At 72.0% G+C, this 26,644-nt stretch carries 27 protein-coding genes and 1 tRNA gene; 14 read left to right on the top strand and 14 right to left on the bottom strand.

Annotated features, from left to right (window positions below):
- A partial coding sequence (locus RIN80_RS16885) for a hypothetical protein (protein WP_309096429.1) occupies positions 1-686 on the bottom strand: 686 nt, incomplete at its 3' end.
- Positions 687-733: 47 nt separating this feature from the next.
- Here RIN80_RS16885 and RIN80_RS16880 point away from each other — a divergent pair.
- Entirely contained in the window at positions 734-922 is a 189-nt protein-coding gene (locus tag RIN80_RS16880; protein ID WP_010045410.1) for a DUF5703 family protein, read from the top strand.
- A 92-nt stretch (positions 923-1,014) separates the two neighbouring features.
- Here the strand turns inward: RIN80_RS16880 and RIN80_RS16875 are convergent, their stop codons facing one another.
- From RIN80_RS16875 to RIN80_RS16865, 3 genes are all read right to left on the bottom strand, one after another.
- Positions 1,015-1,875 carry a chaplin gene (locus tag RIN80_RS16875; RefSeq protein WP_309096428.1) on the bottom strand — a complete coding sequence of 287 codons (861 nt, stop codon included), beginning with the start codon at positions 1,873-1,875 and terminating at the stop codon, positions 1,015-1,017.
- A 131-nt stretch (positions 1,876-2,006) separates the two neighbouring features.
- Positions 2,007-2,240, bottom strand: a complete 234-nt coding sequence (gene chpH, locus RIN80_RS16870; RefSeq protein WP_010988036.1) for a chaplin ChpH — start codon at positions 2,238-2,240, stop codon at positions 2,007-2,009.
- Between the two features lie 150 nt (positions 2,241-2,390).
- Positions 2,391-3,716, bottom strand: coding sequence for a M20/M25/M40 family metallo-hydrolase (locus tag RIN80_RS16865; protein ID WP_309096427.1), 1,326 nt, complete (start codon positions 3,714-3,716; stop codon positions 2,391-2,393).
- A gap of 196 nt (positions 3,717-3,912) precedes the next feature.
- Between RIN80_RS16865 and RIN80_RS16860 the strand changes: the two genes are divergently transcribed.
- Positions 3,913-3,997, top strand: a tRNA-Leu gene (locus RIN80_RS16860).
- 63 nt (positions 3,998-4,060) lie between these two features.
- Positions 4,061-4,435, top strand: a complete 375-nt coding sequence (locus RIN80_RS16855) for a YchJ family protein (protein ID WP_309096426.1) — start codon at positions 4,061-4,063, stop codon at positions 4,433-4,435.
- 5 nt (positions 4,436-4,440) lie between these two features.
- On the opposite strand, the gene RIN80_RS16850 is transcribed toward RIN80_RS16855, so the two are convergent.
- Entirely contained in the window at positions 4,441-5,142 is a 702-nt protein-coding gene (locus RIN80_RS16850) for a FadR/GntR family transcriptional regulator (protein ID WP_309096425.1), read from the bottom strand.
- A gap of 137 nt (positions 5,143-5,279) precedes the next feature.
- On the opposite strand from RIN80_RS16850, the gene RIN80_RS16845 reads away from it, so the two are divergent.
- Both RIN80_RS16845 and RIN80_RS16840 read left to right on the top strand, forming a co-directional pair.
- On the top strand, positions 5,280-5,798 hold the full coding sequence (locus RIN80_RS16845) for a gluconokinase (RefSeq protein ID WP_309096424.1): 519 nt from the start codon (positions 5,280-5,282) through the stop codon (positions 5,796-5,798).
- 52 nt (positions 5,799-5,850) lie between these two features.
- On the top strand, positions 5,851-7,248 hold the full coding sequence (locus RIN80_RS16840; RefSeq protein ID WP_309096423.1) for a gluconate:H+ symporter: 1,398 nt from the start codon (positions 5,851-5,853) through the stop codon (positions 7,246-7,248).
- A gap of 108 nt (positions 7,249-7,356) precedes the next feature.
- On the opposite strand, the gene RIN80_RS16835 is transcribed toward RIN80_RS16840, so the two are convergent.
- From RIN80_RS16835 to RIN80_RS16820, 4 genes are all read right to left on the bottom strand, one after another.
- On the bottom strand, positions 7,357-7,980 hold the full coding sequence (locus tag RIN80_RS16835) for a cytochrome b/b6 domain-containing protein (protein WP_309096422.1): 624 nt from the start codon (positions 7,978-7,980) through the stop codon (positions 7,357-7,359).
- Entirely contained in the window at positions 7,964-8,713 is a 750-nt protein-coding gene (locus tag RIN80_RS16830) for a molybdopterin-dependent oxidoreductase (RefSeq protein ID WP_375141716.1), read from the bottom strand. The genes RIN80_RS16835 and RIN80_RS16830 overlap by 17 nt, the downstream gene beginning before the upstream one ends.
- An 87-nt stretch (positions 8,714-8,800) precedes the next feature.
- A complete protein-coding gene (locus RIN80_RS16825; RefSeq protein ID WP_309096421.1) occupies positions 8,801-10,336 on the bottom strand; it encodes an APC family permease in 1,536 nt (511 codons plus the stop codon).
- A 33-nt stretch (positions 10,337-10,369) separates the two neighbouring features.
- Positions 10,370-11,320 carry a hypothetical protein gene (locus RIN80_RS16820; RefSeq protein ID WP_309096420.1) on the bottom strand — a complete coding sequence of 317 codons (951 nt, stop codon included), beginning with the start codon at positions 11,318-11,320 and terminating at the stop codon, positions 10,370-10,372.
- Between the two features lie 363 nt (positions 11,321-11,683).
- Between RIN80_RS16820 and RIN80_RS16815 the strand changes: the two genes are divergently transcribed.
- The 4 genes from RIN80_RS16815 to RIN80_RS16800 are packed head-to-tail and all read left to right on the top strand — an operon-like array spanning position 11,684 to position 13,897.
- On the top strand, positions 11,684-12,589 hold the full coding sequence (locus RIN80_RS16815) for a DMT family transporter (RefSeq protein ID WP_309096419.1): 906 nt from the start codon (positions 11,684-11,686) through the stop codon (positions 12,587-12,589).
- A 33-nt stretch (positions 12,590-12,622) separates the two neighbouring features.
- A complete protein-coding gene (locus RIN80_RS16810) occupies positions 12,623-13,138 on the top strand; it encodes an NUDIX domain-containing protein (RefSeq protein ID WP_309096418.1) in 516 nt (171 codons plus the stop codon).
- Positions 13,139-13,175: 37 nt separating this feature from the next.
- Complete coding sequence (locus RIN80_RS16805) at positions 13,176-13,568, top strand: DUF202 domain-containing protein (protein ID WP_309096417.1); 393 nt, start codon at positions 13,176-13,178, stop codon at positions 13,566-13,568.
- Positions 13,565-13,897 (top strand): DUF202 domain-containing protein, encoded by a 333-nt coding sequence (locus RIN80_RS16800; RefSeq protein WP_309096416.1) that lies wholly within the window; start codon positions 13,565-13,567, stop codon positions 13,895-13,897. The genes RIN80_RS16805 and RIN80_RS16800 overlap by 4 nt, the downstream gene beginning before the upstream one ends.
- A gap of 29 nt (positions 13,898-13,926) precedes the next feature.
- On the opposite strand, the gene RIN80_RS16795 is transcribed toward RIN80_RS16800, so the two are convergent.
- The gene (locus tag RIN80_RS16795) at positions 13,927-14,871 is read right to left on the bottom strand and encodes an NADP-dependent oxidoreductase (protein ID WP_309096415.1); all 945 of its coding nucleotides are present in this window, start codon (positions 14,869-14,871) and stop codon (positions 13,927-13,929) included.
- A gap of 200 nt (positions 14,872-15,071) precedes the next feature.
- Here RIN80_RS16795 and RIN80_RS16790 point away from each other — a divergent pair, with 200 nt between their 5' ends.
- Complete coding sequence (locus tag RIN80_RS16790) at positions 15,072-16,106, top strand: phosphotransferase family protein (protein WP_309096414.1); 1,035 nt, start codon at positions 15,072-15,074, stop codon at positions 16,104-16,106.
- A gap of 5 nt (positions 16,107-16,111) precedes the next feature.
- Complete coding sequence (locus RIN80_RS16785) at positions 16,112-17,326, top strand: acyl-CoA dehydrogenase (protein WP_309096413.1); 1,215 nt, start codon at positions 16,112-16,114, stop codon at positions 17,324-17,326.
- 48 nt (positions 17,327-17,374) lie between these two features.
- Here RIN80_RS16785 and RIN80_RS16780 read toward each other — a convergent pair whose 3' ends face one another.
- From RIN80_RS16780 to RIN80_RS16770, 3 genes are read right to left on the bottom strand one after another with little or no spacing between them, the layout of a single operon-like run.
- The gene (locus RIN80_RS16780) at positions 17,375-17,968 is read right to left on the bottom strand and encodes a TetR/AcrR family transcriptional regulator (RefSeq protein ID WP_309096412.1); all 594 of its coding nucleotides are present in this window, start codon (positions 17,966-17,968) and stop codon (positions 17,375-17,377) included.
- Positions 17,969-17,996: 28 nt separating this feature from the next.
- Positions 17,997-19,661: an AMP-binding protein gene (locus tag RIN80_RS16775; protein ID WP_309096411.1), complete on the bottom strand. Its 1,665-nt coding sequence runs from the start codon at positions 19,659-19,661 to the stop codon at positions 17,997-17,999.
- Complete coding sequence (locus RIN80_RS16770; protein WP_309096410.1) at positions 19,658-20,431, bottom strand: SDR family oxidoreductase; 774 nt, start codon at positions 20,429-20,431, stop codon at positions 19,658-19,660. The genes RIN80_RS16775 and RIN80_RS16770 overlap by 4 nt, the downstream gene beginning before the upstream one ends.
- A gap of 149 nt (positions 20,432-20,580) precedes the next feature.
- Between RIN80_RS16770 and RIN80_RS16765 the strand changes: the two genes are divergently transcribed.
- Complete coding sequence (locus RIN80_RS16765) at positions 20,581-21,816, top strand: DUF1343 domain-containing protein (RefSeq protein ID WP_309096409.1); 1,236 nt, start codon at positions 20,581-20,583, stop codon at positions 21,814-21,816.
- A 139-nt stretch (positions 21,817-21,955) separates the two neighbouring features.
- Here RIN80_RS16765 and RIN80_RS16760 read toward each other — a convergent pair whose 3' ends face one another.
- Positions 21,956-24,754 (bottom strand): penicillin acylase family protein, encoded by a 2,799-nt coding sequence (locus RIN80_RS16760; protein WP_309096408.1) that lies wholly within the window; start codon positions 24,752-24,754, stop codon positions 21,956-21,958.
- A 265-nt stretch (positions 24,755-25,019) separates the two neighbouring features.
- On the opposite strand from RIN80_RS16760, the gene RIN80_RS16755 reads away from it, so the two are divergent.
- Both RIN80_RS16755 and RIN80_RS16750 read left to right on the top strand, forming a co-directional pair.
- Positions 25,020-25,622 (top strand): hypothetical protein, encoded by a 603-nt coding sequence (locus RIN80_RS16755; protein ID WP_309096407.1) that lies wholly within the window; start codon positions 25,020-25,022, stop codon positions 25,620-25,622.
- A gap of 75 nt (positions 25,623-25,697) precedes the next feature.
- Positions 25,698-26,411: a 3-keto-5-aminohexanoate cleavage protein gene (locus RIN80_RS16750; protein WP_309096406.1), complete on the top strand. Its 714-nt coding sequence runs from the start codon at positions 25,698-25,700 to the stop codon at positions 26,409-26,411.
- The last annotated feature ends 233 nt before the right edge of the window (positions 26,412-26,644 follow it).

Here is a 26,644-nt window from a genome sequence, read left to right as displayed (position 1 = left end):
TCCTCGTCCTCGCCGTCGACTTCGTCTTCGTCCAAGTCGGTGTCGAGGTCCTCCAGGTCTTCGGCGTCGTCGTGGAGGGCGTCGACCTCGTCGTCGAAGACGGCGCTGACGTCGAAGCGGCACACCACCTGCTCCGCGTCGACCTGCTCGAACGGCGCCTCCAGCCACTCCCCGGGCTCGGCCGGTTCGTCCGCCGCCGTCACCCAGAGCGTGGAGTCGCCCTCCTCAAGACCGAACTCCTTGTGCCGGGAGGCGATCTCGTCGGGCTCGAACTCGCCGAACAGCAGGCCCAGCGCGCCGTGGACCGTCCCGGAGGCCGGGGAGCCCTCGTCGCCGTCGGCCGCCTCGATCCGCTGCGCATGCGCGAGCAGCCGCTGCGGTTCGGCGACGGCGTAGTCGCGGCGGATCAGTACGCTCAGCGCGTTCGGCTCCTCGGGGCCGGTGTACGGGGGAAGCGCGTCCTCCGCACCGGGGATCTCGAAGGGTGTGACCTCGTCATAGCGGTCGTAGAGCAGTTCGTCGTACACCTCTGCGGCCGCGGCCAGCTGGTTGAACGCCTCGTAGACGGCCGGGTCGTCCTCCCCCGACCTGCGTTCGACCGCGGCCAGGTGGCGGTCGAGCGCGGTCTTGACCGCCTCGGCGGCGGCGCGTACCTCGGCAGCGGTGGGCTGCGCAGCATCAGACATAGTGCAGACGCTATCCGTACGAGGCCCCAGCCCGCACAATAGATGCGATGCCGGAATACGAATTTGTCGACGTGTACGTACCGCGCGGGGTCTCCCGCAAGGAGACGGCACGTCTGCTGACGGACCACGCGGAGTACGGACACTGGGAGTTGCACCGACTGAGCCTGCTGCGCGACGGCAGCCGCAAGGTGCGGTTGCGGCGGCGCATCATCCGCCAGGTGCGGGCGACGTGGTGAGCTGAGACGGTGCCCGGAGAAGGCACATGACGGAGCGGGCCCCGCCCTCGGCGGGGCCCGCTCCGTCGGCGGGGGTCGTCCGGCCGGGTGCCTCAGGCGGAGGCGCGGGCCTTGCGGTAGAGGATGGCGCCCGCCAGCAGGGCGCCGGCGCCGGCGGGAAGGGCGAGCCCGAGCGGCAGCTCGCTGCCGGTGGCGGCGAGCTGGGCGTCGCCACGGGGCTGGGTGACGAACTGGCCACCCGGTTCGTTGCCGTGCGAGGAGCCGCCCGGCGTCTCGACGCCGGTGGTGGGCGGCGTACCCGGGGCTCCGGGGTGGCCGGGCTCGCCGGGATCACCCGGGTTTCCGGGGTCACCGGGCTTGTCCGGTGTCCCGGGGCCGCCCGGGTGTCCGGGGTTGCCGGGGTCGCCCGGACCGCCGGGGTTGCCCGGGTTCCCGGGGTGTCCCGGGCCGCCCGGCTGCCCCGGGGTCTCGTGGCCGCCGCCGGGCGGGTTGCCGTGCGGGTCGCCGTGGCCGCCGTTCGAGCAGTCGTTGCCCGTGCTGGGGTTGCCGATGCCGATGATGTCGACGCTGTTGCCGCAGACGTTCACCGGCGCGTACACCGGGGCCTGCACGTGGTTGCCCGAGCCGACGCCGGGCGAGTCGGTGGCGTGACCGCCCGCGTGCGAGCCGCCGTGGCCGCCGTGATCGCCGTATCCCCCCGACGATCCACCGCCCTGGTTGGCGCAGGAGTTGCCCACCGACGGGTTGAGCACGCCGACGACGTTGACCGTGTTGCCGCAGACGTTGACCGGCGCGTGCACGGGCGCCTGCACCGTGTTCCCGGACAGCACGCCGGGCGAGCCCGACGAGGAGCCCTGCGCACCCGAGGCGGCGTGAGCGGAGCCGCCCGCGGCGGCGATCACGCCGGTCGCGGCCGCCACGGTCATCAGACCCTTGCGGGTGACCTGTCGCATTGCTGAATACCTGCCTTCGACCCTTTATCGAATTCTTCTCGAATTCCCGTGAAGAAGCGATCGGTCCCGGAGCGCATGGCTGGCGCTCCGGGACCGGTGGCTTTGAAACTCCCCTCAGAGAGGGGGAAGCATCACTTGTTGATGCAGGTGTTGCCGAAGGCGGGGTTCAGCAGCCCGATCACGGAGACCGTGTTGCCGCAGACGTTCACCGGGACGTGAACGGGCACCTGAATGACGTTGCCGGACACGACACCCGGGGAGTGCACGGCGGCACCCTGGGCACCCGAGTCGGCGACGGCGAGGCCCGCACCCGCGAGAACCAGCCCACCGGTGGCAGCCGCAGCAGCGACGACCTTCTTGATCATTATTCCTCCTAGTTGGCAAAGCGACCCATCTTGCGATCGCATTACCTGTAACGAGGCTGGAGTAATGAGGCTACGAGCTTATGGTCGCATTCACTCTTCCCAGTCGATTTCGCACACGCGCCCGAATACCGGCTCGTGTCCGGCCTCTTCTCAGGACGCGTCGATGAACCGGTCGAGCACCCGCACCCCGAACTTCAGGCCGTCGACCGGCACCCGCTCGTCCACGCCGTGGAACATGCCGGCGAAGTCCAGCTCGGGCGGCAGCTTCAGCGGCGCGAAGCCGAAGCCGCGGATGCCCAGGTCGTCGAAGGACTTGGCGTCCGTCCCGCCGGAGAGCATGTAGGGGATCGCCTTGGCGGTCGGGTCCTCCGCCAGCAGCGAGGACTGCATGGCCTCCACGAGCGCACCGTCGAAGGTGGTCTCGACGGCCTTGTCGGCGTGCACGTCCTCGCGCCGCACCTTCGGGCCGAGGATGCGGTCGAGGTCGGCGAGGAACTCGTCCTCGAACCCGGGCAGGAAGCGGCCGTCGACGTGGGCGGTGGCCTCTCCGGGGATGACGTTGACCTTGTAGCCGGCGCCGAGCTGCGTGGGGTTGGCCGTGTTGCTCAGGGTCGCGCCGATGAGCTTGGCGATGCCGCCGAGCTTGGCGAGGGTCGACTCCATGTCCTCCGGGTCGAGTTCCGTGCCGAACGCGTCGCCGAGTTCGTCGAGGAAGGCACGGGTGGTCTTGGTGACCCGCACCGGGAACTTGTGCCGCCCGAGCCGGGCGACGGCCTCCGACAGTTCGGTGATCGCGTTGTCCCGGTGGATCATCGAACCGTGCCCCGCGGTGCCGGCCACGGTGAGCTTCATCCAGTGCATGCCCTTCTCGGCCGTCTGGATCAGGTACAGCCGCCGCTCCTCGCTCACCGTGAACGAGAAGCCGCCCACCTCGCTGATCGCCTCCGTGACGCCCTCGAAGAGGTCCCGGTGGTGGTCGACGAGGTAGCGCGCCCCGTAGGTGCCGCCGGCCTCCTCGTCCGCGAGGAACGCCAGGACGATGTCGCGCGGCGGCCTGCGCCCGCTGCGCAGCCGGTCGCGGACGACCGCCAGCGTCATGGCGTCCATGTCCTTCATGTCGACCGCCCCGCGGCCCCAGACGCAGCCGTCGGCGATCTCCCCGGAGAAGGGGTGGTGGGTCCAGTCGTCGGCGTTGGCCGGAACGACGTCGGTGTGGCCGTGGATGAGGAGCGCGGGCCGAGAGGGGTCCTCGCCCTCGATGCGGGCCACCGTGGAGGCGCGGCCCGGGTGGGATTCGAAGATCCGCGGTTCGAGTCCGACCTCGGCGAGCTTCTCGGCGACGTACTCGGCCGCCTTGCGCTCGCCCGGTCCCGAGTGGTCGCCGTAGTTGCTGGTGTCGATCTGGATCAGCTCGCGGCAGAGGTCCACGACCTCGTCCTCGCCGGTGACGCTCCTGGCCGTGTCCGTCTCGCTCACGTGCTTCCTCCCGGTGTCACTGCTGGTGGGTCCCCTTCATCCTCCCTCTGTCCGGCCCGCTCCCCAAGGGCCCGCCCGGCCCGTCACACGTCGTTCACGCCCGGCCGGGGCGGGGACGGGGGGTGATCGGTCGCCCTCGAAAGCCTGGTAATGTTTACGTCGTCGCCGCGGGGAGAGCCCGCGCGACAGACACCTTGTCCGGGTGGCGGAATGGCAGACGCGCTAGCTTGAGGTGCTAGTGCCCTTTATCGGGCGTGGGGGTTCAAGTCCCCCCTCGGACACTTGAACTGAGGGCCGTGACCGCGAGGTCACGGCCCTCGGGCGTTTCCCGCGAAGAGGTGACCATGACCAGGCGTTCCTGCCCGTGCGGGCTCTCCCGGCCCTACGAGGCCTGCTGCGGCCGTTACCACTCCGGTTCCGCCGCCGCGCCGACCGCCGAGGCGTTGATGCGGTCGCGGTACTGCGCCTTCGTCAGGGGCGACGCCGGCTATCTGCTGCGGACCTGGCACCCGCGGACCCGGCCCGGGACGCTGGAGCTCGACCCGGGGATGCGCTGGACAGGGCTGGAGATCCTGGGCACGGGTGACGGATCGGCGTTCCACTCGGCCGGGACCGTGGAGTTCCGGGCGTCCTACCGGGGCGGGTCGCTGCACGAGCGGAGCCGCTTCGAGCGGATCGACGGGGCGTGGGTGTACGTCGACGGGGACTTCCTGCCGTAGCGGCGTCACGGCGCCAGGATGTCGAGTTCCTGGAGGGCGCCGACCGTGATCTCGCGGGTCAGTTCCTCGGCCCGGGCCGCGTCGCCCGCGCGGACCGCCTCGGCGACCCGGACGTGCAGCGTGACGGCGGCCGGGTCGGGGTCCTCGAACATCACGTCGTGCTGCGTGCGGCCGGTCAGGACCTCGGCGACCACGTCGCCGAGGCGGGCGAACATCTCGTTGCCCGAGGCCGACAGGATGACGCGGTGGAAGGCGACGTCGTGGAAGAGATACCCCTCCAGCTTGTGTCCGCGTGAGTGGGCGACCATGCCGAGGGCGCACTCGGTGAGCTCGGCGCACTGTTCGGACGTGGCGTGCCGGGCGGCGAGGCCGGCCGCGACCGGTTCGATCGCCGAGCGCAGCACGGTCAGGGAGCGCAGCTGCCGCGGCCGGTCGGCGCCGGCCAGCCGCCAGCGGATGACCTGCGGGTCGTAGACGTTCCACTCGGACTCGGGGCGGACCGTGACGCCGACGCGGCGGCGGGATTCGACCAGGTGCATGGACTCCAGGACCCGGACCGCCTCGCGCATCACGGAGCGTGACACGTCGAAGCGCTGGGCGAGCTCGTCCGTGCGCAGGACGCTGCCCGGCGGGTACTCCCCCGCGGTGATCTCGGGGCCGAGGGTGTCCAGTACGTGGCCGTGCAGCCCCCGGCCCGGTGCGCTCATGCACTCAGCGTACGGGGTAGATCACGGAGACAAAAAGTCAGACTTATTCATCACAGGCTCTTGAATTCGTCGTACCTAATGGGTTTCAGTTGCGTCGACATCACGTGTCGACGAAGACAGCGGACAGTGAGGCAGCGATGAACACCCCCCAGGTCGTCGTGGTCATGGGCGTCGCGGGCACCGGCAAGACCACCATCGGTCCCCTGCTCGCCGCCCGGCTCGGCGTTCCGTACGCCGAGGGCGACGACTTCCACCCTCCGGCCAACATCGCCAAGATGTCGGCCGGTACACCGCTCACCGACGAGGACCGCGGGCCCTGGCTGGACGCCATCGGCGACTGGGCGCAGGGGCGGGCGGGGCTCGGCGGCGTGGTCAGCTGCTCGGCGCTGAAGCGGTCGTACCGCGACCGGCTGCGGGCCGCCGCGCCCGGCGTGGTCTTCGTGCACCTCACGGGTGACCGCGCGCTGATCGAGGACCGGATGTCGCACCGGCAGGGGCACTTCATGCCCACGGCGCTGCTCGACTCCCAGTTCGCCACGCTCCAGCCGCTCCAGGCGGACGAGGCGGGGGTCGCCGTGGACGTCGCGGGCAGCCCGGCGGAGATCACCGAGCGGGCGGCGCACGCCCTCGGCTCGCTCCCCGAGCCGATCGGCTAGCCCCTCACCGGTCCCCTTCTCCCCCGACTCCCCAACGCAAGGGAAACACCCCGTGACCAGACTCAGCGTCGAGATGCTGGCAGCGGACGCACCCGAGCCGATCACCTCGGCCGGCCACGCTCAGCTGGGCATCGCCGTCCTGGCGGGCATCGCCGTCATCGTCCTGCTCATCACCAAGTTCAAGCTGCACGCCTTCCTGGCGCTGACCATCGGGTCGCTGGCGCTCGGCGCGATCGCCGGGGCGCCCCTGGACAAGGTCCTCACCAGCTTCAGCGCCGGCCTCGGCTCCACGGTCGCCGGTGTCGGTGTGCTGATCGCCCTCGGCGCGATCCTCGGCAAGATGCTCGCCGACTCCGGCGGTGCCGACCAGATCGTCGACACCATCCTGGCCAGGGCGGGCGGGCGCTCGATGCCGTGGGCGATGGTGCTCATCGCCTCCGTGATCGGACTGCCGCTGTTCTTCGAGGTCGGCATCGTGCTGCTGATCCCGGTGGTGCTGATGGTGGCCAAGCGCGGCAACTACTCGCTGATGCGCATCGGCATCCCGGCGCTCGCGGGCCTGTCCGTGATGCACGGCCTGGTGCCGCCGCACCCCGGTCCGCTGGTCGCGATCGACGCCGTCGGGGCCGACCTGGGCGTGACCCTGGCGCTCGGCGTCCTCGTCGCCATCCCCACGGTGATCATCGCGGGGCCGGTGTTCTCCAGGTACGCGGCCCGCTGGGTCGACGTCCCGGCCCCCGAGAAGATGATCCCGCAGCGCGCCTCCGAGGAACTGGAGAAGCGTCCCGGCTTCGGCGCCACGCTCTTCACCGTGCTGCTCCCGGTGATCCTCATGCTCGCCAAGGCGCTGGTCGACATCGTCGTGGACGACCCCGAGAACCCGGTGCAGCGCGTCTTCGACGTCATCGGCGCCCCGATGATCGCCCTGCTGGCCTCGGTGCTGGTCGGCATCTTCACGCTGCTGCGGCCCGCCGGGTTCTCCAAGGAGCGGATCTCGCCGCTGGTCGAGAAGAGCCTCATGCCGATCGCGGGCATCCTGCTGATCGTCGGCGCGGGCGGTGGCTTCAAGCAGACGCTCATCGACACGGGTGTGGGGCAGATGGTCCTCGACATCTCCGAGGACTGGGCCATCCCCGCGCTGCTGCTGGCCTGGCTGATCGCCGTGGTGATCCGGCTCGCGACCGGTTCGGCGACGGTGGCCACGGTCTCGGCGGCCGGTCTGGTCGCCCCGCTCGCGGCGGACATGTCCACCACGCACGCCGCCCTCCTCGTCCTGGCCATCGGCGCCGGATCGCTGTTCTTCAGCCATGTCAACGACGCCGGGTTCTGGATGGTGAAGGAGTACTTCGGGCTGAGCGTCGGCCAGAACATCAAGACCTGGTCCGTGATGGAGACGATCATCTCGGTGGTCGCCGGCGGTCTGGTCCTGCTGTTGTCCCTGGTGATCTAGGAGCGCCGCGCCGCGCCGCGCCACGGCGCCGTGAGCCGTGGCGCGGTCGTGCCTGCGCGGGGGCGTCGTGGCTCGTCGCGCGGTTCCCCGCGCCCCTGGGGTGAAGGGCTACTCGCGCCACAGAGGGTGTTCCCTGTCCGCCCACTCACCGCTCACCCTGCCCGTGCGCATGCCCCTTCTCGCCTCCGGGTCCGCCAGGGCCATGCCGATGTGGCCGGCCAGGACGATGCCGAGGGTGAGGGCCAGCCAGTCGTGGACGAAGGTCGCGCTGGTGCGCCAGAAGAGCGGGGTGAGGTGGGTGAGCCACATCATCAGGCCCGTGGCGAGCATGACCACGCTCGCGCCGGCGATCCAGGCCGCGTAGATCTTCTGGCCGGCGTTGAACTTGCCCGCCGGGCGGGAGCCGTGCCGTGCGTCGCGGCGCAGGGCGGCACGCAGCCAGGTGCGGTCGTGCGGGCCGAAGCGGTTGAGGCGGCCCAGGTCGGCGCGGAAGGCACGGGAGGCCAGGCCCGCCAGCACCGGGACGGGCAGGGCGAGCCCCGACCAGACGTGCAGCGTGACGACGAGGGCGCGGCGGCCGACGAGTTCGGCGAGCTGCGGGACGTAGAGGCAGGCCGCCGTCACCACGCAGACGCCCATCAGCGCGGCCGTGGTGCGGTGGATCCAGCGCTGTGCCGGGGTGAAGCGGCGCACGTCGGCCGCCGCCGGGCGCGGGTCAGCTCGTAGGCTCATCGTCCCGTCCGTTCGAGCGGCCCACCCAGGCGTCGACGTCGTAGCCGCGCTCCTCCCAGTAGCCCGGCCGGACCTCGTCGGTGACGGTGATGCCGGAGAGCCACTTGGCGGACTTGTAGAAGTACATGGGCGCCACATAGAGGCGGACCGGGCCGCCGTGGGAGTGGCCGAGGTCCTTGTCCCGCATGCGCAGGGCGACCAGGACGTCGGCGCGGCGGGCCTGGCCGAGGGTGAGGCTCTCGGTGTACGTGCCGTCGAAGCAGGTGAAGCGGATCGCCCGGGCCGTGGGGCGGACTCCGGCCGCGTCCAGGAGGCGGGACAGGCGTACGCCTTCGAAGGGGGTGTCCGGGACGCGCCAGCCGGTGACGCACTGGACGTCGCGGACCATGCGGGTCTGCGGGAGGGCTCTGAGGTCGGCCAGGGTGTAGGTCGTGGGGTGGTCGACCAGGCCGTCGACCCTGAGGCGGTAGGTGCCGGCGTTCTTGCGCGGAACCGACGAGGCGACCGAGTAGTAGCGGAAGCCGCCGCCGTTCGGGAGCAGGCCGGTCAGGCCGGTGGGGTCCTGGTCGGCGGCGCTGCCGAGGAAGCCCTCCAGGCCGCGTTGCAGCGGGGGTGCGGCGACCACGCCGAGGGCGCCCAGGGCGAGGGTGCCGAGGAAGACGCGGCGGCCGACCGGGGTGCCCCGGTCCTCGGGGTGGTCTGCGTCCACGCCCTCGTGTCTGTCCTGATTCACGTACGCATTCGAACACCCGCGGTCCCTCCAGGACAGGGATCGCGGGTGCTCGTCAGAGTTCCGTAACCACTTCTCGTGCGGGCACGGTCAGGACGACGCCGCCTTGTCCAGCTGGAAGGCCTCGTTGCCGAGTCCGATCCGGGCGTGCTTCTGGGGAGCGCGGGCGCGCAGGACCAGGCCGAGGACCAGGCCGGAGACGCAGGCGAGGCCGATGATGCCGGGCAGCACCCAGCTCAGTGCGGAGCCGGGGCCGGCGCCGACCAGGACGTCGAAGTCCCTGACGGTGTAGCCGGCGATGACGAGCAGGGCGATCCCGGCCAGCGTGGAGGTGACCAGCCGCCAGGCCTGGGCGCCGGCGGCGCCGCGGCGGACGAAGAAGACGACGACCGACAGGGAGGCCGCCGCCATGAGGACGATCACGCCGAGGGCGCCGATGTTGCCGAGCCAGGTGAACAGGTGCAGAACGGGGGCGGTCGGGTCGCCGGCCGGCCTGTCGTCGGCGATCGCGAAGGCGCTCACGACCACCACGGCCACCCCGCTCTGCAGCAGCGAACCGGTGCCGGGGGCACCGCTGCTGCCGCTGGTGCGGCCGAAGGCGGCGGGCAGCAGGCCCTCGCGGCCCATGGCGAAGGCGTACCGGGCGACGACGTTGTGGAAGCTGAGCAGGGCCGCGAACATGCCGGTGACGAACAGGACGTGCAGCACGTCCGTGAAGGTGCCCCCGAGGCGGGACTCTGTGAGGAAGAACAGCAGTCCGGCGCTCTGCTTCTGCGCCGTGCCGACGATCGCGGCGGGGCCGGTGGCGACGGTCAGGGCCCAGCTGCTCAGCGCGAAGAAGACGGCGACCCCGCCGACGGCGAGGAACATCACGCGCGGCACCAGCACGTGCGGGCGGCTGGTCTCCTCGGCGTACACGGGGGCCTGCTCGAAGCCGAGGAACGCGGCGACGCAGAAGCACAGCGCGGTGCCGACGCCCGCGCCGGTGAGGGTGTCGGGGTTGAAGGCGTGCAGCGACAGGCCCTCCTTGCCGGGGTCGGCGAGGGCCGCGATGTCGAAGATCACCACCAGGAGCACCTCGATGACCAGCAGGACGCCGAGTACGCGGGCGTTGACGTCGATCTTCAGCCAGCCCAGCAGCCCGACGGCGAGCGCGGCCACGAGGGCCGGTATCCACCAGGCGACCTCGATCTCGGCGTAGGTGGCGAGGAGCCCGGAGACCTCGAAGCCGAGGATGCCGTAGATGCCGATCTGGAGCGCGTTGTAGGCGACGAGGGCGACCAGGGCGGCACCCGCTCCGGCGGTGCCGCCGAGGCCGCGGGCGATGTAGGCGTAGAAGGCGCCCGCGTTGTGGACGTGGCGGCTCATCTCGGCGTAGCCGATGCCGAACAGGATCAGGACGACGCCCAGGACCACGAAGAGCAGGGGCTGGCCGACGATGCCCATCACCGCGAATGTGGTGGGCATGACACCTGCGACGACCATGAGCGGGGCGGTCGCGGCGAGCACGGAGAGCAGCAGGCCCCCGGTGCCGAGCCGGTCGGCGCGCAGGGCGCGCTCCTGCCCCTTGAACGTACTGATGCCGCCTGGGGCGGAGGTGTTCGTTGTCGAACTGTCCGTGGTCATCGGGAGGGCGTCCTCACTGGTGGGATACGGGGGTCAGGCCGCGCCGAGCGCGCCGGCGCGGGCGGCGGCGAAGGCGGTGTGCGGGTCGCGGTCCGGGTACGACCAGGGCGCTGGGGTGGCGTGGCGGCCGATCCGGTGGAACAGGGCGGCGGCCTCGGCGCCCCGCCCCTCGCAGAACTTGGCGTGGGCGAGGAAGTTCAGGTCGATCAGCCGCCGCGGATGGCCCTCCAGCTCCCACTCCAGCCACCAGTCGAAGGCGGCCTTCATCACCTGCCGGGCACGGCGGCCGGTCCAGTGGCCCGAGGCGGCCGGGTCGGGGGACTCATGCCCGGCGGCGGCCAGGGCGCGGTAGCGCTCGGCGTGGGCGATGACCGGCAGGATCGCGAGCGGGGAGTCGGCGGGTGCCTGTTCGGCGGCCCAGTTGGCGAAGTCGTAGACCTCGTGCAGGGGGTCGGGGCCGGCCTCCGTGCGACGGCCGGCCAGGCGGGCGACCATCAGGTGGTGGGCGTGGTGGTGGTCGGCGTACCGGGCGCGGACCTGCTCGAAGGTCCGGATGACGTCCTGGTCGCCGCCGACCGCGCACTCCAGCATGAGCAGTCCGAGCCAGGGGGTGGGGTCGGCCGGGTGGCGGTCGGCGGCCTCCTGGATGGCCTCGCGGGCGCGGGCCGGTCTGGCCTTGCCGTGCAGGACACGCCGGACCTCGGCCACGGCGAGCAGGACGGGGGCGTCGGCGGACTCGGGTTCGGCGAGCAGCCACTCGCGGGCCCAGGCGGCCGTGTAGGACTCGCGGGCCAGGACCGCCACGCGGTGGCCGCGGCGGTCCCAGTCGTCCCCGGTGTGGACCAGCAGGGAACGGGCGCTCTGCCAGCGGCCCTGTGCCAGGGCGGCGCGCGCGGTCACGAGGTCGGCGTCGTCGAGGGCCTCGTCGAAGGCCTGCGCCGCACGCTTGCGGCCACGGCCGAGGGGAGGCGGGGGTGGGGACACCGCGGGACTTCCTCACGCGCTCTTCTGGTGTTTCGGCTCACGGTGGTCACCGGTGTGCGAGTGTGCGCACCGCCATGAACTGATCACGGACAGCCAACCCCCCGCCAACGGTTGCCGTCAAGGCCCGTCGTCGCGTTACACGCGTCAAGTGCCGTTCCTCATGAGGGGTTTGGGATCGAGGAGGCCCCTGAGGAGTCAGTGACATGCAGTTGAATCACCCCTTTCGCCCTTTGTGGCGTACGTCATAGCGTGCGGCGGCAGCGGCCCCGACGATGGCAGGACGTACGGGCGCGCCGGGCGAGCCGGCCGGTACAGTCGGCCCCTACGCAACCGTGACCCGACCTGATCATCGAGGTACACCGCGTGTCGGTTCTTGTCCTGGCCCTCGCCCTGAGCGCCGCCTGCTGCCTGGGCTTCGGGTTCGTCCTGCAGCAGAACGCGGCCCAGCGGGCCCCACTGAACGACTTCCTCTCCTTCCGGCTCCTGCTCGACCTGGTCAAGGTGCCCCGCTGGCTCGGTGGCATCGGCCTGATGGTGGCCGGCATGGCACTGGGCGCCGCCGCGCTCGGGCAGGGCGAGCTGTCGCTGGTGGAGCCGCTGCTGGCCACGAATCTGCTCTTCGCGCTCGCACTGTCCCGCAAGCAGTCCCGGCAGCCATTGGGCCGCCAGGGCTGGGCGGGTCTGCTGCTGCTCGCGGGCGGCGTCACGGCGTTCATCGTGGCGGGGCGGCCCGAGGGCGGCACGGCGAGCGCCGATCCGGTACGGCAGTGGCTGATCATCGGCGTGATGATCGCGCTCGCCCTGCTCCTGACCGCTCGCGGCCGGCGCTCCCGGCTGGGCTCGGGGCCGGTGCTGCTGGCGCTGGCCGCCGGGCTGCTGTACGGAGTGCAGGACGCGCTGACCCGGGTGAGCGGGCAGACGGTCGCCGAGGGTGGTCTGGCCGAGCTGATGACCGGCTGGCAGCCCTACGCCGTCCTGGCGCTCGGCGTCACCGGGCTGGTCCTCGTGCAGAGCGCCTTCGAGACGGCGTCCCTGCGCAAGTCGCTGCCCGCCCTGACCGCGGCCCAGCCGCTCGCCGGGATCGTCTGCGGTGTCGGCTTCCTGGGCGACCGGCTGCGCACCGACGCGGTGGCGCTGACCTGGGAGGCCGGAGGTCTGGCGGCCGTGGTCGCCGGGATCGTGCTGCTGGGGCTGCATCCGGCGATGCCCACGGGGGCGCCGCGGCCCGCGCCGGTCGCCGCGCCGGCCGTGAGCCCGGCCTCCTCCTGACGACCCCCGCCCGGCCCCTGCTTGGATGAGGCCATGAGCGCTGCTGACGAGATCCTCGACATCGTCGACGAGCACGACCGGGTGGTCGGTCAGTCCCCCCGGGGCGAGGCCTACGCCCGGGGACTGCGGCACCGCTGCGTGTTCGTCCAGGCCCGGGACGCCGAGGGCCGGATCTTCGTGCACCGGCGGACCCCGGCCAAGCTGGTCTTCCCCTCCCTGTACGACATGTTCGTCGGCGGGGTCGTCGGCGCGGGCGAGGCCTACGACACGGCCGCCCTGCGCGAGGCCGAGGAGGAACTGGGGGTGTGCGGCCTGCCGGACCCGCGCTTCCTCTTCAAGTTCCGCTACGACGACGGCGCCGGCCGCAGCTGGTGGTCGGCGGTGTACGAGGTGCGCTGCGAGCTGCCCGTGCGACCGCAGGTGGAGGAGGTCGACTGGCACGCCTTCCTGCCCGAGGACGAGGTGGAGCGGCACCTGGCCGACTGGGCGTGGGTGCCGGACGGGCTGGCGGCGTACGAACGGCTCAGGGCGTTCCGGGCCGCGGGCTGACGCGGTGGGCGATCCCGCCCCGGGTAGGGTCGCGCACGTGATCGAGTTCGTACGGAACGTCCGGTTGTGGTTCGCGCCCGCGGAGGTGCGGCGGGACGGTGAGACGCCCGACTACCGGTTCTCGCTGGCGAACGAACGCACCTTCCTCGCCTGGCTGCGCACCGCGCTCGCGCTGATCGGCGGCGGCTTCGCCGTGGACCAGTTCCTGCCGGACCTGCGCTGGGGCTGGCGGGTCGGGCTGGCGCTGGCCCTGCTGGCCGCGGGCGTGCTCTGCTCGCTCCGGGCGGTCAACCACTGGGTGCGCTGCGAGCGGGCCATGCGCCGGGGCGAGGACCTGCCGGTGTCCCGGTTCCCCGCGCTGCTGAGCCTCGTCGTGGCGGTCGTGGCCGTCGCGATGGTCTTCGTCGTGCTCGTGGGGTGGGAGGGGTGAGCCCGGCGGCGGTCCGGCGGGATGCCGGTCGCGATCCCGGGCTGCAGCCGGAACGGACCCGGCTCGCGTGGCGGCGTACGACCCTGTCCGGCACGGTCGTCGCCTTGCTCGCCGTGAAGACCACGCTGCACGGCGGGGCGTCCGCGGCCGGGATCCTGGCGTGCGCGCTGTGCTGTGTGCTCTGGCTGGGAGTCCTCGGCATCGCCCACCGCCGGATCCGCGTCCTCGCGGCGACGCCCGGTCCCGTGGCCTTCGCGCCCCGGCACGCCGCGGCGGCGGTGCTGTGCACGGTGGCGATGGCGGTGTGCGGGGCGGCTCTCGTCCTCTAGGCGGTGCCCCACTCGGGACCGCGCGACTCTCACTCGCCGTCGCTCCCCCAGTCCACCGTCACGACGATCTTGCCCCGGGTGCGGCCCTCCTGGTTCAGCCGGTGCGCGTCCGCCGCCCGCTCCAGCGGGAACGTCTCGTCGACGTGCACGCTCACCACGCCCTGCTCCGCCAGTCCGGACAGCCGGCGCAGGTCCTCGGCGTCGGGGCGGACGAAGTAGTAGCGGCCGCCGTAGTTCACCACCTCGTTGTCGGCGATGGACACCAGCCGGCCCTCGGGGGCGAGCAGGTTGGCGGAGGCCTTCAGCGCGTCCCCGCCGACCGTGTCGAAGACCGCGTCCACCCCCTCGGGCGCCAGCCCCCGCACCCGCTCCCCCAGGCCCTCCCCGTACGTCACCGGCTCCCCGCCCAGGCCGCGCACGAAATCGTGGTTCGCCTCGCTCGCCGTACCGATCACCCGCGCCCCGAGGTGGATGCCGAGCTGCACGGCGATCGAGCCCACGCCACCGGCCGCCGCGTGCACCAGGACGGTCTCGCCCCGCTTCACTTCGAGCACCCTGCGCAGCACCTGGTAGGCGGTGAGCCCCACCAGGGGCAGGCCGGCCGCCTCCTCCCAGGTGAGGTTGCGCGGCTTGGGCGCGAGGGTGCGCAGGGGCGCGGCCACGTACTCGGCGAAGGTGCCGCGGGAGAGGAAGTCCTCCCGGACGTAGCCGATGACCTCGTCCCCGACGTCGAACTCCGAGACGGCCACGCCGGGCCGGACGACGACGCCCGCGAGGTCCCAGCCGGGCACCACGGGGAAGACGGGGGCGAGGACAGGCTCCAGATGACCCTCGCGGGCCTTCCAGTCGACGGGGTTCACGGCCGCCGCCCGCACCTTCACCAGCACCGCGTCCGGGCCGACCACGGGGTCGCGCACCTCCCCGAACGCCAGCACCTCGGGCCCGCCGTACCGGGAGTAGCTGATCGCCTTCATGGATCCGACCCTCAAGGCTCGGCGGTCGGCGCGCAACCTGGATGGCCTGAACGAACCGGCCGGAAAGCCCCCGGGAGCCCCGCGCGGGCCGCCGTCGGCCTATCGTGGCTCCGATCACGTTTCGGCCCCCCTCTGGACGACATACCGACCGGTCGGCATCATGAGTCGGGAACTGTTCCCCCTGCCCGTAGGAGCGACGCATGAGCCCCGACCACCCGCCCGGACTCGATCTCGACCGGCTGCGCGGCCTGCTCGACCGGGAGCGGCCCGGACTGGTCGGCGGACCGCTGTCCGGCCGGCTGATCGAGGGCGGACGGTCGAACCTCACGTACGCGGTCTCCGACGGCAGCGAGCGGTGGGTCGTACGACGGCCCCCGCTCGGCCACGTCCTGGCCACCGCGCACGACATGAAGCGCGAGCACCGGGTGATCAGCGCGCTGCACCCGACCGCGGTGCCGGTGCCGCGGCCGGTGCTGCTGTGCGAGGACGAGGAGGTGCTCGGGGCGCCCTTCTACGTCATGGAGTTCGTCGAGGGCACGCCCTACCGCACGGCCGACCAGCTCGTCCCGCTCGGTGCGCAGCGCACCCGGGGCACGGTGCTGAACCTGGTCGACACGCTGGTGGAGCTGCACGCGGTCGACCCGGCCGAGGTGGGTCTGGCCGACTTCGGCCGGCCCGAGGGCTTCCTGGACCGGCAACTGCGGCGCTGGGGCAAGCAGCTGGACGCCTCCCGCAACCGCGACCTGGACGGCATCGACGAGTTGCACGCCGCGCTCGGGCGCGAGCTGCCCCGCTCCCCCGCCCCGGCCGTGGTGCACGGCGACTACCGGCTCGACAACGTGCTGATCGGCGAGGACGACTCGATCCGGGCCATCCTCGACTGGGAGATGTCGACGCTGGGCGACCCGCTCACCGACCTCGGCCTGCTGGTCATGTACAGCATGCCGCTCGGCATGCCCGGGTCCCCCGTCTCCACCACCGCCGAGGCGCCCGGGCATCCAGCACCGTCCGAACTCATCGAGCGGTACGCCGCGCGCTCGGGACGCGACGTCTCCGCGGTCTCCTGGTACACGGCCTTCGCCTGGTTCAAGCTCGCCGTGATCCTGGAGGGCATCCACTACCGCTACACGCTCGGCCAGACGGTCGGGCGCGGCTTCGACCGCATCGGCGACCTCGTGCCCGTCTTCGTCCGGCACGGACTGACCACGCTCAACGAAGGCCTCCAGGAGGGCTGATCGGTATGGACTTCGCTTTCGACACGCGCACCGAAGAGCTGCGCGCCAAGCTCCTCGCCTTCATGGACGAGTACGTCTACCCGGCCGAGGCCGTCGCGCACGAGCAGCGCGAGCGGCTCGACTCCCCGTGGGAGACCGTGCCCGTGGTGGAGGAGCTGAAGGCCGAGGCCCGCAGGCAGGGCCTGTGGAACCTCTTCCTGCCGGACTCCGAGTACGGCGCCGGGCTCACCAACCTGCAGTACGCGCCCCTCGCCGAGATCATGGGCCGCTCCCCGCAACTGGCGCCGACGGTGACGAACTGCGCGGCGCCCGACACCGGCAACATGGAGGTGCTCACCCAGTTCGGCGACGAGCAGCAGCGCAAGCAGTGGCTGGAGCCGCTGCTGGCGGGCGAGATCCGCTCGGCGTTCGCGATGACCGAGCCGGACGTGGCCTCCTCCGACGCCACCAACATCACCACCCACATCGAGCGGGACGGCGACGAGTACGTCATCACCGGCCGCAAGTGGTACATCTCCGGGGCCATGCACCCCGACTGCAAGATCTTCATCGTCATGGGCAAGACCGACCCGGACGGGGAGGACATCCGGCGCCAGCAGTCCATGGTGCTGGTGCCGCGCGACACCCCGGGCGTCACGATCACGCGCGCCATGCAGGTGTTCGGGTACGAGGACCACTACCACGGCGGGCACGCCGAGGTGGTCTTCGACCAGGCGCGCGTGCCGGTGTCCAACCTCGTCGGCGAGGAGGGCGGCGGATTCGCCATCGCGCAGGCGCGACTCGGGCCCGGCCGCATCCACCACTGCATGCGGCTGATCGGCATGGCCGAGCGGGCGATCGAGCTGATGTGCCGGCGGGCGGTGTCGCGCCATGCCTTCGGCAAGGCGCTGGCGCAGCAGGGCGTGGTGCACAACTGGATCGCCGACGCGCGCGTGACGGTGGAGCAGCTGCGGCTGCTGGTGCTGAAGACGGCGTGGCTGATGGACACGGTGGGCAACCGCGGGGCGCACACCGAGATCCAGGCCATCAAGATCGCGACCCCCCGGGCGGTGGTGGAGATCCTCGACCGGGCGATCCAGCTGCACGGGGCGGGTGGCGTGAGCCAGGACTTCCCGCTGGCGGAGCTGTACGCGGGGGCGCGGACGCTGATGATCGCGGACGGGCCGGACGAGGTGCACCAGCGGTCGCTGGCCCGACGGGAGCTGAAGAGGTACCTGTGAGGCCGGGGGGTTCAGGGGGCGCGGGGCCCCTGAACCCCGGTCGGCGTGTTACGGGCGCAGGGCGCGCAGCAGCAGGTCGGCCAGGTGGTCGGCGACCTCCTGGGGGCTGAGCGGCCCGTCCGGGCGGTACCAGGTCGACAGGTGGTGGACCGAGCCGAAGTGGTAGTCCACGACCAGGTCGGCCGGCGTCGCCCTGGAGAAGACGCCCGCCTCCTGGCCCTCCTCGACCAGCGCGCGGAAGCGCTCGTGGTAGCGCCGCCGCTCCGCCCGCACCTGCTTGTTCTTCTCCGGGCTGAGGTGGTGCATCGACCGCCAGAAGATCGACGCGTCGTCGAGGTTGTCGATCGTCGTCACCACGACGTCCGCCGCCGCGGCCCGCAACCGCTTCTCGACCGGCTCGTCCGCACCCGCCACCGCGTCCAGCCGCTCCTGCTGGATGCGCAGCACGCGCGCGTACACCTCGTGCAGGAGGTCGTCCTTCGAGCCGAAGTAGTGGTACAGCGCCCCTTTGGTGACACCGGCCGCCTCGACGATCTCCTGCACCGAGGTGCGGTCGTAGCCCTGCTCCGCGAAGAGCCGGGTGGCGGCGGCCAGCAGCCGCTGAGGGACGGGAGTGCCGTCCGGGTCCGTGGTCCTGGGCACTGCCGCCACCTGCCTTTCCGTACTGCTGTCAGTTGCCTTGTGTCCGGGAACGCAGTTCCCGACGGAGGATCTTCCCACTGGCCGTCTTCGGCAAGTCCGGCAGGATCTCCACCTGGCGCGGGTACTTGTAGGCGGCCAGTCTCTCCTTGCAGTGGGCGGCCAGCGCATCCGGGTCCGTCTCGGCGCCCGGGCGCAGGCTGATGTACGCCTTGACGGTCTCGCCGCGGTACCCGTCGGGCACGCCCACCACGGCGGCCTCCCGCACCGCCGGGTGCGTGTAGAGCACGTCCTCGACCTCGCGCGGCCACACCTTGAAGCCGGACGCGTTGATCATGTCCTTCTTGCGGTCGACGACGTACAGCCAGCCCTGCTCGTCCATGAAGCCGATGTCGCCGGTGCGCAGCTCGGCGCCGGGGAAGGTCGCGGCGGTGGCGTCGGGGCGGCGCCAGTAGCCGGGCACGACCTGGGGGCCGCCGACGACGATCTCGCCCTGCTCGCCGAAGGGCACCTCGTCACCGTGGTCGTCGACGATCCGCACGACCGTGTCGGGGCCGGGCAGGCCCACCGCGAGGGTCCCGGAGACCGGGTCGACGGGCGCCTCCAGGCCGGGCGGCACGGAGGCGCAGGGCGCGGTGCACTCGGTCAGTCCGTAGCCGTTGCGGATGTACGGGCCGAAGCCCGCCCGGAACTTCTCCACCAGTGCCGGGGGCAGCGGGGCGCCGCCGGAGGAGATCACCCGGAAGGAGGAGAAGTGGTCCCGGGTGACCGAGGGGTGCGCGGCCAGGGCCATGAAGGCCGTGGACGGGCCGACCGTGTAGTGCGGCCGGTGCTCGGCGAACGCGTCGAGGACGACGCCCGCCTCGAAGCGGTAGGCCAGCACGAGCGTGCCCCCGCTGTTCAGGCAGGCACCGAACTGGCAGACCATGCCGGTGATGTGGAACAGGGGTGCCAGCGCGAAGTACACGGGCCGCTCGGGCAGGCCGAGGCCGGTCCGCTGCCGCTCGGCGTTGTACATGATGTTGCGGTGCGTGTTGGTGGCGCCCTTGGGCGTGCCGCTGGTGCCGGAGGTGTAGCTGATCAGCGCGATGGCGGCCGGGTCGGGGTCCCGGTCCTCCGGCGCCTTGTGCCCGGCCCGCGCCACGGCCACCAGGTCGTCCGCGTCCGGGGCCTGCGGCAACCGCTCGAAGGTCAGCACGCGCGCGTCGCTGCGGGTCTGGAAGTCCAGTTCGCACCCGGTGAGCACGATCCGCACCGGCGAGTCGGCCGCCGTCTCGCGCAGGTACGACTCCCAGGCCCGGTCCGAGCAGATCAGCGCGGCCACCTCGCCGTCGCGCAGGACGTGGGCCACCTCGCCCGATTTGTACATCGGGTTGACGGGCACGACGACCGCGCCCGCCTTCCAGGCGCCGAGCACGGCGAGCACGAAGTGCGGGGAGTTCTGCAGCAGCACCGCGACCCGGTCGCCGCGCTCCAGCCCCCGTGCCGCGAGGTGCCCGGCGACGGAGTCGCTGAGCGCGTCGGCGTCCCGGTAGGTCAGCCGGCCGTCGAAGTAGGCCAGGAAGTCGGCGTCCGGCGCCTCGGCCACCACCCGGCGCAGGGCGTGCACCAGGGAGTCCGCAGGGTCGATGGGGCCCTTCTGGGCGTCGCTGAGCAGGGCGAGCCAGGGCTTGGCCGCGTAACGGGATCCGGTCACCGGCCGGCCTCCCACTGCTGCTGGAGGCGGTTCATGCCCGACAGCCACCGGTCGGGGTCCCCGGCCCGGGCCTGGTAGTACCCGGCCACCTCGGGGTGCGGCAGGATCAGAAAGCGGTCCTCCTCGACGCCCTTGAACAGGGCGTCCGCCACGTCCTCCGGCTCGATCGCGGTCGGCTGGAGCACCAGGTCGCCCGCGCTGCCCGTCGCGGCCAGCATGTCGGTGCGCACGCCCTGCGGGCAGATGGCGTGGACCTTCACGCCCCGGTGCCGGTAGGTCAGCGACAGCCACTCGGCGAAGGCGAGGGCGCCGTGCTTGGTGACGGCGTAGGGGGCGGCGCCGATCATGGTGAGCAGCCCGGCGGCGGAGACGGTGGAGACGAACCGTCCGCTGCCGCGCTCCAGCCAGTGGGGCAGCAGGGCGTGGGCTGCCCGGACGTGCGCCATCACGTTCACGTCCCAGGAGGCGGCCCAGGCCGTCTCGTCCAGCGGCCCGTCCGCGTCGCCGTCCCCGAAGGCGACTCCGGCGTTGGCGCAGTAGACGTCGACGGTTCCGTCGAGCGCGTCCCGGGCGTCGTCGACGATCGCCGAGGCGTCGCCGGCCACGGCCGTCCCGCCGATCTCCTCCGCGACGCGCTTGGCCCGCTCGGCGTCCAGGTCGTTGACGATCACCCGGGCACCCTCGGCGGCGAACCGCCGGGCGAGCGCGGCTCCGATCCCGCCCCCGGCTCCCGTGACAACGACGCCCGACCCCTGAAAGGCTCCCACCATCGGTCTCCTTAAGACGCGGCTCAGCAACAGGCCCAGACTAACCGGTCGGTATGTTTGAAGGAAGGGGGTGGCGCAGCACCCTAGGGGCGCGAGGAACTGCGCGACCAGCCACGACGAACCGGCAGAAAACGGATCACGGAGGCCACTTCATGCGCCCTTCCAGACGAGCCGTCCTCACGGCAGCCGCCACGGCCGCCGTCTCGACAGCGCCCACCGCCGCCGCAGCCCCGCCCCACCACCGGCTCCGCACCGGCTTCGAACGACTCGCCCGTGACGGCTACGCCCTGCTGGCCGGCCAGAAGGCCGGCGTCGTCACCAACCCCACCGGCATCACCCGCGAGGCCCGTCACATCGTCGACGTGATGCACGCGGACGACCGTGTCGACCTCACCGCCGTCTTCGGCCCGGAGCACGGCTTCCGCGGCACCGCCCAGGCCGGCGGCTCCGAGGGCCGCCACGACGACCCGGCCACCGGACTGCCCGTCTACGACACGTACCTCAAGAGCGGCCGCCCGCTCGCGGACATCTTCACCGCGTCCGGCGTCGACACGGTCGTCTTCGACATCCAGGACGTCGGCGCGCGCTTCTACACGTACATCTGGACCCTGTACGACTGCATGGAGGCGGCGCAGCTCGCGGGAAAGCGGTTCGTGGTGCTGGACCGGCCCAACCCGGTCACCGGCCGGGCGGCCCTCGGGCCCGTCCTGCACCGGGAGTTCGCGACGTTCGTCGGACGGCAGCCGATCTCGCAGGCGCACGGCATGACCGTCGCTGAGCTGGCGCGGCTGTTCAACGGCGAGTTCCTGACCGAGCCGGTGCCGCTGGAGACCGTGACGATGTCGGGCTGGCGGCGCTCGGACTTCTACGACGCCTCCGGGCTGCCCTGGGTGCCGCCGAGCCCCAACATGCCCACGCCGGAGACGGCGCTGGTGTACTCCGGGACGTGTCTGTTCGAGGGCACCAACCTGTCGGAGGGGCGCGGCACCACCCGGCCGTTCGAGCTGCTCGGCGCGGAGGGGATCGACCGGCGCTGGGCGGCCGCCGCGAACGAACTCGCCCTGCCCGGGGTCCGGTTCAGGGAGGCGTACTTCGCGCCCACCTTCTCCAAGTTCCAGGGGAGGACGATCGGCGGGGTGCAGCTCCATGTGCACGACCGGGCGGCCTTCGACCCCGTGCGCACCGGGGTCGGCCTGCTGGTCACCGCCAAGCGGGTCTGGAGCGGCTTCGCCTGGCGCCCGGACCACTGGATCGACAGACTCACCGGCAGCACGCGCGTGCGCACGATGATCGACGCGGGCGCGGACACCGACGAGGTCGTGGCCGGGTGGCAGGAGGAGCTCGCGGCGTTCCGCCGGACCCGGCGGAAGTACCTCCTCTACCGCTGAGCGGCCCGCGGCCCCGCGTCGGGGGCGGCCGGCGCGCCCAGCGACATGCTGTACGCGGGACCCGCCCGGCCGGTCCCGGCGGCGGGGCCGCGTCCGCTGACCCGCCGCCGGACGGTACGTCACCGCGTACCCGGCGTGCTCACCGGTGCGACGTGAACTCCACGACCTGCTGGTAGGTGGGCCGGTTCTGCCAGCTGATCGGACCGTGCCTGATGCCGCCGAGGGTGCGGTGGTTGATCGAGTCAGCACACCACTGGTCGCCCGCCGCGCACACGTCGTCGCCCGGGTAGACCTGTGCCATGGTCTTGCCGGCCGCCTCCTTCAGGGTGCGCACGAGGGTGTCGCGGCAGGCGCCGAGACTGCCGTCGCCGCAGTACGCGCGGGCCAGCGGGCCCCTCACCTGCTCGCCGAGGACGACCCGGATGTCCTTGTCGACGTAGCTCCACCAGCCGTACTGGAAGGAGCTCCCGGCGTGCGAGCCGGTCGGGCCGTGCGCCGCGGACGGGGACTCGTCGACAGGCAGGTTGGCGGTCATGGCCTGGTACAGCTCGCTGCCGAGCCCGGGCCGGAACTCGGCCTCGACCAGCAGCGGCCACCAGGCGTCCAGGATGCGGATCGCGTCGGCGTCGGCGTACGTGCGGGAGCCGGCGGAGCTCTCGGTGCGCTTGCCCCCGGCGGCCACCCAGGCCTGCAGCTTGCTCACGGCGTCCGCCGCGGCGGGGTCGGTGACCGGCGCGCTGTTGACGACCTTCAGCAGCCTGGGCAGGACGTCCTCGGCCCGCAGGTCGGCGAGTCCGGCGTCCGCCATGGCCCTGACCAGCGAGGCCCGGGTGACCCCGCCCTGCCGGACCAGCTGCTGCACCCGGTCCTGCAGGAGGTCGCCGCGGTGCACGGATCCGTTGCCCCAGGGCGCGGTCGTGTAGTCCTTGGCCTGCTTGTTGTTCCAGGAGACGTAGTAGTCCTGGTCGACGGAGTGCGGATGCGCGGAGGGCGGGGTGTAGTCGGCGGTGTTGGTCGCCGGCTCCCAGTCGCGCCACTCGTACGCGGGACGGGCCCAGACCGGGAACTCGGCGTCGACGCCGCCGGCGCGGACCGGGTTGTCGCCGCTGTTGTAGTACGCGGTGTGCTCGGAGTCGGCGTAGAACCAGTTGAAGGTGTAGTTGATGTGCTGCACCGCCTTCTGGAAGTCCTCCGGGCCCTTCACGTAGCCGGGGTCGTTCAGCATCTGGAAGCCGATGATGGAGTCGGCCTCGTGCAGGAAGGACGAGCGCAGGGTGGTGTAGGCGACCTTCCTGCCGCCGACCGTGGCGCGGTACTCCACCGGCCCGTACTTCGTGCGCCACACGCGCATCGTGTAGGAACCGGCCGCGGTGCCGTCGGCGACCGTGGGCTTCCAGGCGTTCTTCTGCTCGACCTTCTCCATCGGCGTGCAGGTGCCGCGGTAGAGGTAGTGGTGGTCGTCCCGGCACAGTTCGACGGCGTACGTGTCGATGATGTCCTGGCCGGAGGTCGTGGCGCTCCACGCGTAGTCCTGGCCGCGGCCGAGCTCGACGTAGAAGCTCAGGCCGGCGAAGGAGGCGCCGCGGGCGCTGATGCCCGGGCCCTGGATCTCCTGGAGCAGCAGCAGTTGCGGAGCGAAGTAGCCGGTCTGGGGGCCGAACACGGCGACGGGATGACCGCTGGCGGTGTGCTTCCCGCTCACCACGAGGGCGTTGGACATGCCGCGCTTCGCGGAGGACAGGGCCGTCCTCGTCGCCTCGCGGGAGGCGCCGGTGGCGCTCGGCGCGGCGGCGCTGCCGGTGCGGTCGTACACGAGCGGCTCCGCGCGCACCGAGCCGGCGTCGGGCAGGGCCGTGCCCTGCGGGGCGTCGGGCCTGGTCGCGTACGGGAAGCTGCCGGTCTGCTGGGTGAGGACGGCCTCCGGGTCGTCGCGCATCCGGAAGGACTCCCAGACCCTGGTGCCCTCGGCGACGCCGTACCTCTCCTGGGCGGCCAGCAGGGAGATCGCGTTGTCGACCTCGCCGCCCCCGCCGGAGCCGAACAGCGCGCCGATGACCGAGGCGAGCGCCACCAGGTCGGTGATCTTGAAGTGTTCTATCTTCCCGGCGTTGGTGATTGAGTCCTTGTGCCCGGTGAGCACGTATTCACCGGGGAAGTAGCGGCCGCTGTCGGAGGCGTCGATGTAGGCGTTGATGCCGTCGAGGTAGGCCTTGGCGTCGGCGAGGGCCTGGGCGCCGCGTTCGCCGTTCGTGGCCACGGCGTTGTCGATCTGCGCCTGCAGATCCGCCTCGGTGTACGGGGCGTGCCGCCAGAACTGCTGCTCCAGCCCCTGGTTGGAGGGCGCGCCACCCGCGAAGGAGGTCAGCTGTCCCCGCCCGACGTGCCGGAAGACGTCCATCAGCCACAGCCGGTCCTGGGCCGCCGCCCAGCCGGCGCCGAACTCGGTGCCGTACCGCGTGGTGCCGGTGATGTGCGGCACGCCGGTCTTCTTGTCCCGGACGATCGTCACGTCACCCCGTCCGGCGGGCTTGACGGTGGAGGCGACCTGGTCCGCCGGAACGCCGAAGGACGCGTCGTTGAAGAAGGTGTTGATCTTTTCGTTGGTGAGCCCCGGATAGCCCTTGGCGAGGTCGTTGTAGGGCCCGAGCTGGTCCTCGGCGTGTTCGGGCTGGGTGCCGAAGGCCTGGTTGAGGAGGATCTGGGCGAGGGTGGCGTTGCCGTTCTGACCGGGCGGGAGGATGTCCGAACACTGGTTCCCACAGTGGTCGTTGGCGACCGGCGCGGCCTGCGCGTTCGCCGTCTCCGCAGCCGCCGCCGGGGAGAGTGGCGACAAAAGACCCGCGATCAGAGCGCATACGGATGCGGTCTTCAGGAACCCGGGGATTCCGCGGGGAGTTCTCAGTCTGTCGAGCACGGTGCGTGGGTGACGCCGTGGCATGGGGGCTCCTCCCGACGTGGGGTGGGCGGGATGTTACCGCCGGTATCCCCGCCTTTGAAGATGAACAAGCGTCACTTTTGGAAGTCAGCACAACAGGCACACGGATCACGGCAGTCGACAAGTGAGCTTCGTCGGACGGCTTATGGAGGGCATTTGAAATCGGATGGAGCCGATTCGCTTGTCGATACGTCTATTCGGCGACGTCTGTACGACGACGCCGAAGTGACCGGATGTACAGGTGCAGGTGTGACGGAGGTGCAGGACGATGGCCGGTTTCCGGAGTCTGGCGAGACAGGTCCGCGATCCGCGGTGCGATCTGGCCTTGCGGCGTTATTCGCTGCGCAAGTGCCTTGAGAGGTTCGCGCCGTACGGGCACAGGGCGACCTGGGACCACTTGTGCTCCCGGGCAGGGTTCGGCCCCGAGGACCGCTCCCCCGATCCGGCGCGGCTCGTGGCCGCACTGGACGAACTGGAGGAGGCGCGGGCGGTCTGGCTGGCCTACGAGGTCGAGTTCGCCGAGCGCCGCAAGAAGGAGAAGCACGACGGGCTGCGCCGGCCGGGCAGCGTGGACGACTGGCACCGGCTGACCTGGGGCGGTTTCGGCGTGGCGTGGTGCGACGACCCGGCGGTCCATCCCCGTGAACCGCTGGCCGAGGTACTGCGCCGGCTGATCGCCGCGCTGGAGCGGGAACCGGGCTCGGGCTGCCCGGTGTGCGGCGGGGAACGACTCACCTGGAGGTACGACCTGGACCACGAGCCCTCGACGGGCCCGGTCTGCACGGACTGCGGGATCCTGGTGCCGCGTCCCGTGCTCACGCCCGAAGCCCTGGCGGACGCCAGGCGGGCGAGGTTGCTGGTGTCGGCTTGACGGATGCGGGTGCGCGGGGGGTGCGCCGGGGATGCCGCACCCCCACTGCCGGTGGGACCTGGCACCATCGTCGACATGGTGCAGGTGTGTCTGAACGGTCCGCGGACGGCCGCTGACGGTACGGCGGTGCCGCTGACGCCCGAGGCGATGGCCGCCTCCGCCGCGGCCGCCGTCGCGGCCGGGGCCACGGACGTCCATGTCCATCCCAAGACGCCGTGCGGAAGGGACACGTTGTCGCCGCGGGTGCTGGCGGAGACCTTGACGGCGCTGCGTGCGCGCGTGCCGGTGCCGGTGGGGGTGACCACGGGGGCGTGGGCCGAACCGGACCCCGCCGCACGGCTCGACCGGATCCGAGGCTGGACGGTCCTGCCCGACCACGCCTCGGTCAACTGGCACGAGCCCGGCGCGGAGGAGGTCGCCGCCGCGCTGCTCGATCTCGGAGTGGGCGTGGAGGCGGGCATCTGGTCCGGCACGGACGGTGCACGGCGGTTCGCGTCCTCACCGCTCGGGCCGAGGGTGCTGCGGGTTCTCGCCGAGGTGACGGACCCGGACCCTGCGACGGCGGTGACGTCCGCCCGGGAGCTGTTGTCCGAGCTGGGATCCGCGCACGGCCGGCCCGTCCTGCTGCACGGGGAGGACGGGGGCGCGTGGCCGGTGCTGCGACTGGCGGGCGAGTTGGGGCTGGCGACGCGGATCGGGCTGGAGGACGTCCTGCACCTGCCGGACGGGCAACGGGCCGGTTCCAACGCGGAGTTGGTGGCGGCGGGGTTGGTGGAGCACGGGCGCTGAGGGCCGGGGCGCACACAGCCCGGCGGAACGGGGTCCCCGTACTGTCCGAGCAGAGGGCACCCCCAGCGCCAACGCGCCTTTCGCGGCAGCCGAGACGCACCCGCACCCGCCGGACGGCGCAAGGGGCCGTGCCGGGGGGTGTCCGCCCGCAGCGGTTGGCGCGTCAACGGGGAGTGAGTCGGCACGCACGTCGATCGCGCCGTTCCGAGGACGGACACCCCCCGGCGCGGCCC

This window comes from Streptomyces sp. (assembly GCF_031181705.1).
Taxonomy (GTDB): Bacteria; Actinomycetota; Actinomycetes; order Streptomycetales; family Streptomycetaceae; genus Streptomyces.
The sequence above is the reverse complement of the archived record's forward strand: the minus strand, read 5'-3'. Positions and strand labels throughout refer to the sequence as shown.

Coding starts and splice junctions, on each gene's coding strand:
- RIN80_RS16880 (WP_010045410.1), top strand. CDS start 734: ATGCCGGAATACGAATTTGTCGACGTGTACGTACCGCGCGGGGTCTCC.
- RIN80_RS16875 (WP_309096428.1), bottom strand. CDS start 1,875: ATGCGACAGGTCACCCGCAAGGGTCTGATGACCGTGGCGGCCGCGACC.
- chpH (WP_010988036.1), bottom strand. CDS start 2,240: ATGATCAAGAAGGTCGTCGCTGCTGCGGCTGCCACCGGTGGGCTGGTT.
- RIN80_RS16855 (WP_309096426.1), top strand. CDS start 4,061: ATGACCAGGCGTTCCTGCCCGTGCGGGCTCTCCCGGCCCTACGAGGCC.
- RIN80_RS16850 (WP_309096425.1), bottom strand. CDS start 5,142: ATGAGCGCACCGGGCCGGGGGCTGCACGGCCACGTACTGGACACCCTC.
- RIN80_RS16845 (WP_309096424.1), top strand. CDS start 5,280: ATGAACACCCCCCAGGTCGTCGTGGTCATGGGCGTCGCGGGCACCGGC.
- RIN80_RS16835 (WP_309096422.1), bottom strand. CDS start 7,980: ATGAGCCTACGAGCTGACCCGCGCCCGGCGGCGGCCGACGTGCGCCGC.
- RIN80_RS16825 (WP_309096421.1), bottom strand. CDS start 10,336: ATGACCACGGACAGTTCGACAACGAACACCTCCGCCCCAGGCGGCATC.
- RIN80_RS16810 (WP_309096418.1), top strand. CDS start 12,623: ATGAGCGCTGCTGACGAGATCCTCGACATCGTCGACGAGCACGACCGG.
- RIN80_RS16795 (WP_309096415.1), bottom strand. CDS start 14,871: ATGAAGGCGATCAGCTACTCCCGGTACGGCGGGCCCGAGGTGCTGGCG.
- RIN80_RS16790 (WP_309096414.1), top strand. CDS start 15,072: ATGAGCCCCGACCACCCGCCCGGACTCGATCTCGACCGGCTGCGCGGC.
- RIN80_RS16785 (WP_309096413.1), top strand. CDS start 16,112: ATGGACTTCGCTTTCGACACGCGCACCGAAGAGCTGCGCGCCAAGCTC.
- RIN80_RS16770 (WP_309096410.1), bottom strand. CDS start 20,431: ATGGTGGGAGCCTTTCAGGGGTCGGGCGTCGTTGTCACGGGAGCCGGG.
- RIN80_RS16765 (WP_309096409.1), top strand. CDS start 20,581: ATGCGCCCTTCCAGACGAGCCGTCCTCACGGCAGCCGCCACGGCCGCC.
- RIN80_RS16760 (WP_309096408.1), bottom strand. CDS start 24,754: ATGCCACGGCGTCACCCACGCACCGTGCTCGACAGACTGAGAACTCCC.
- RIN80_RS16755 (WP_309096407.1), top strand. CDS start 25,020: ATGGCCGGTTTCCGGAGTCTGGCGAGACAGGTCCGCGATCCGCGGTGC.
- RIN80_RS16750 (WP_309096406.1), top strand. CDS start 25,698: ATGGTGCAGGTGTGTCTGAACGGTCCGCGGACGGCCGCTGACGGTACG.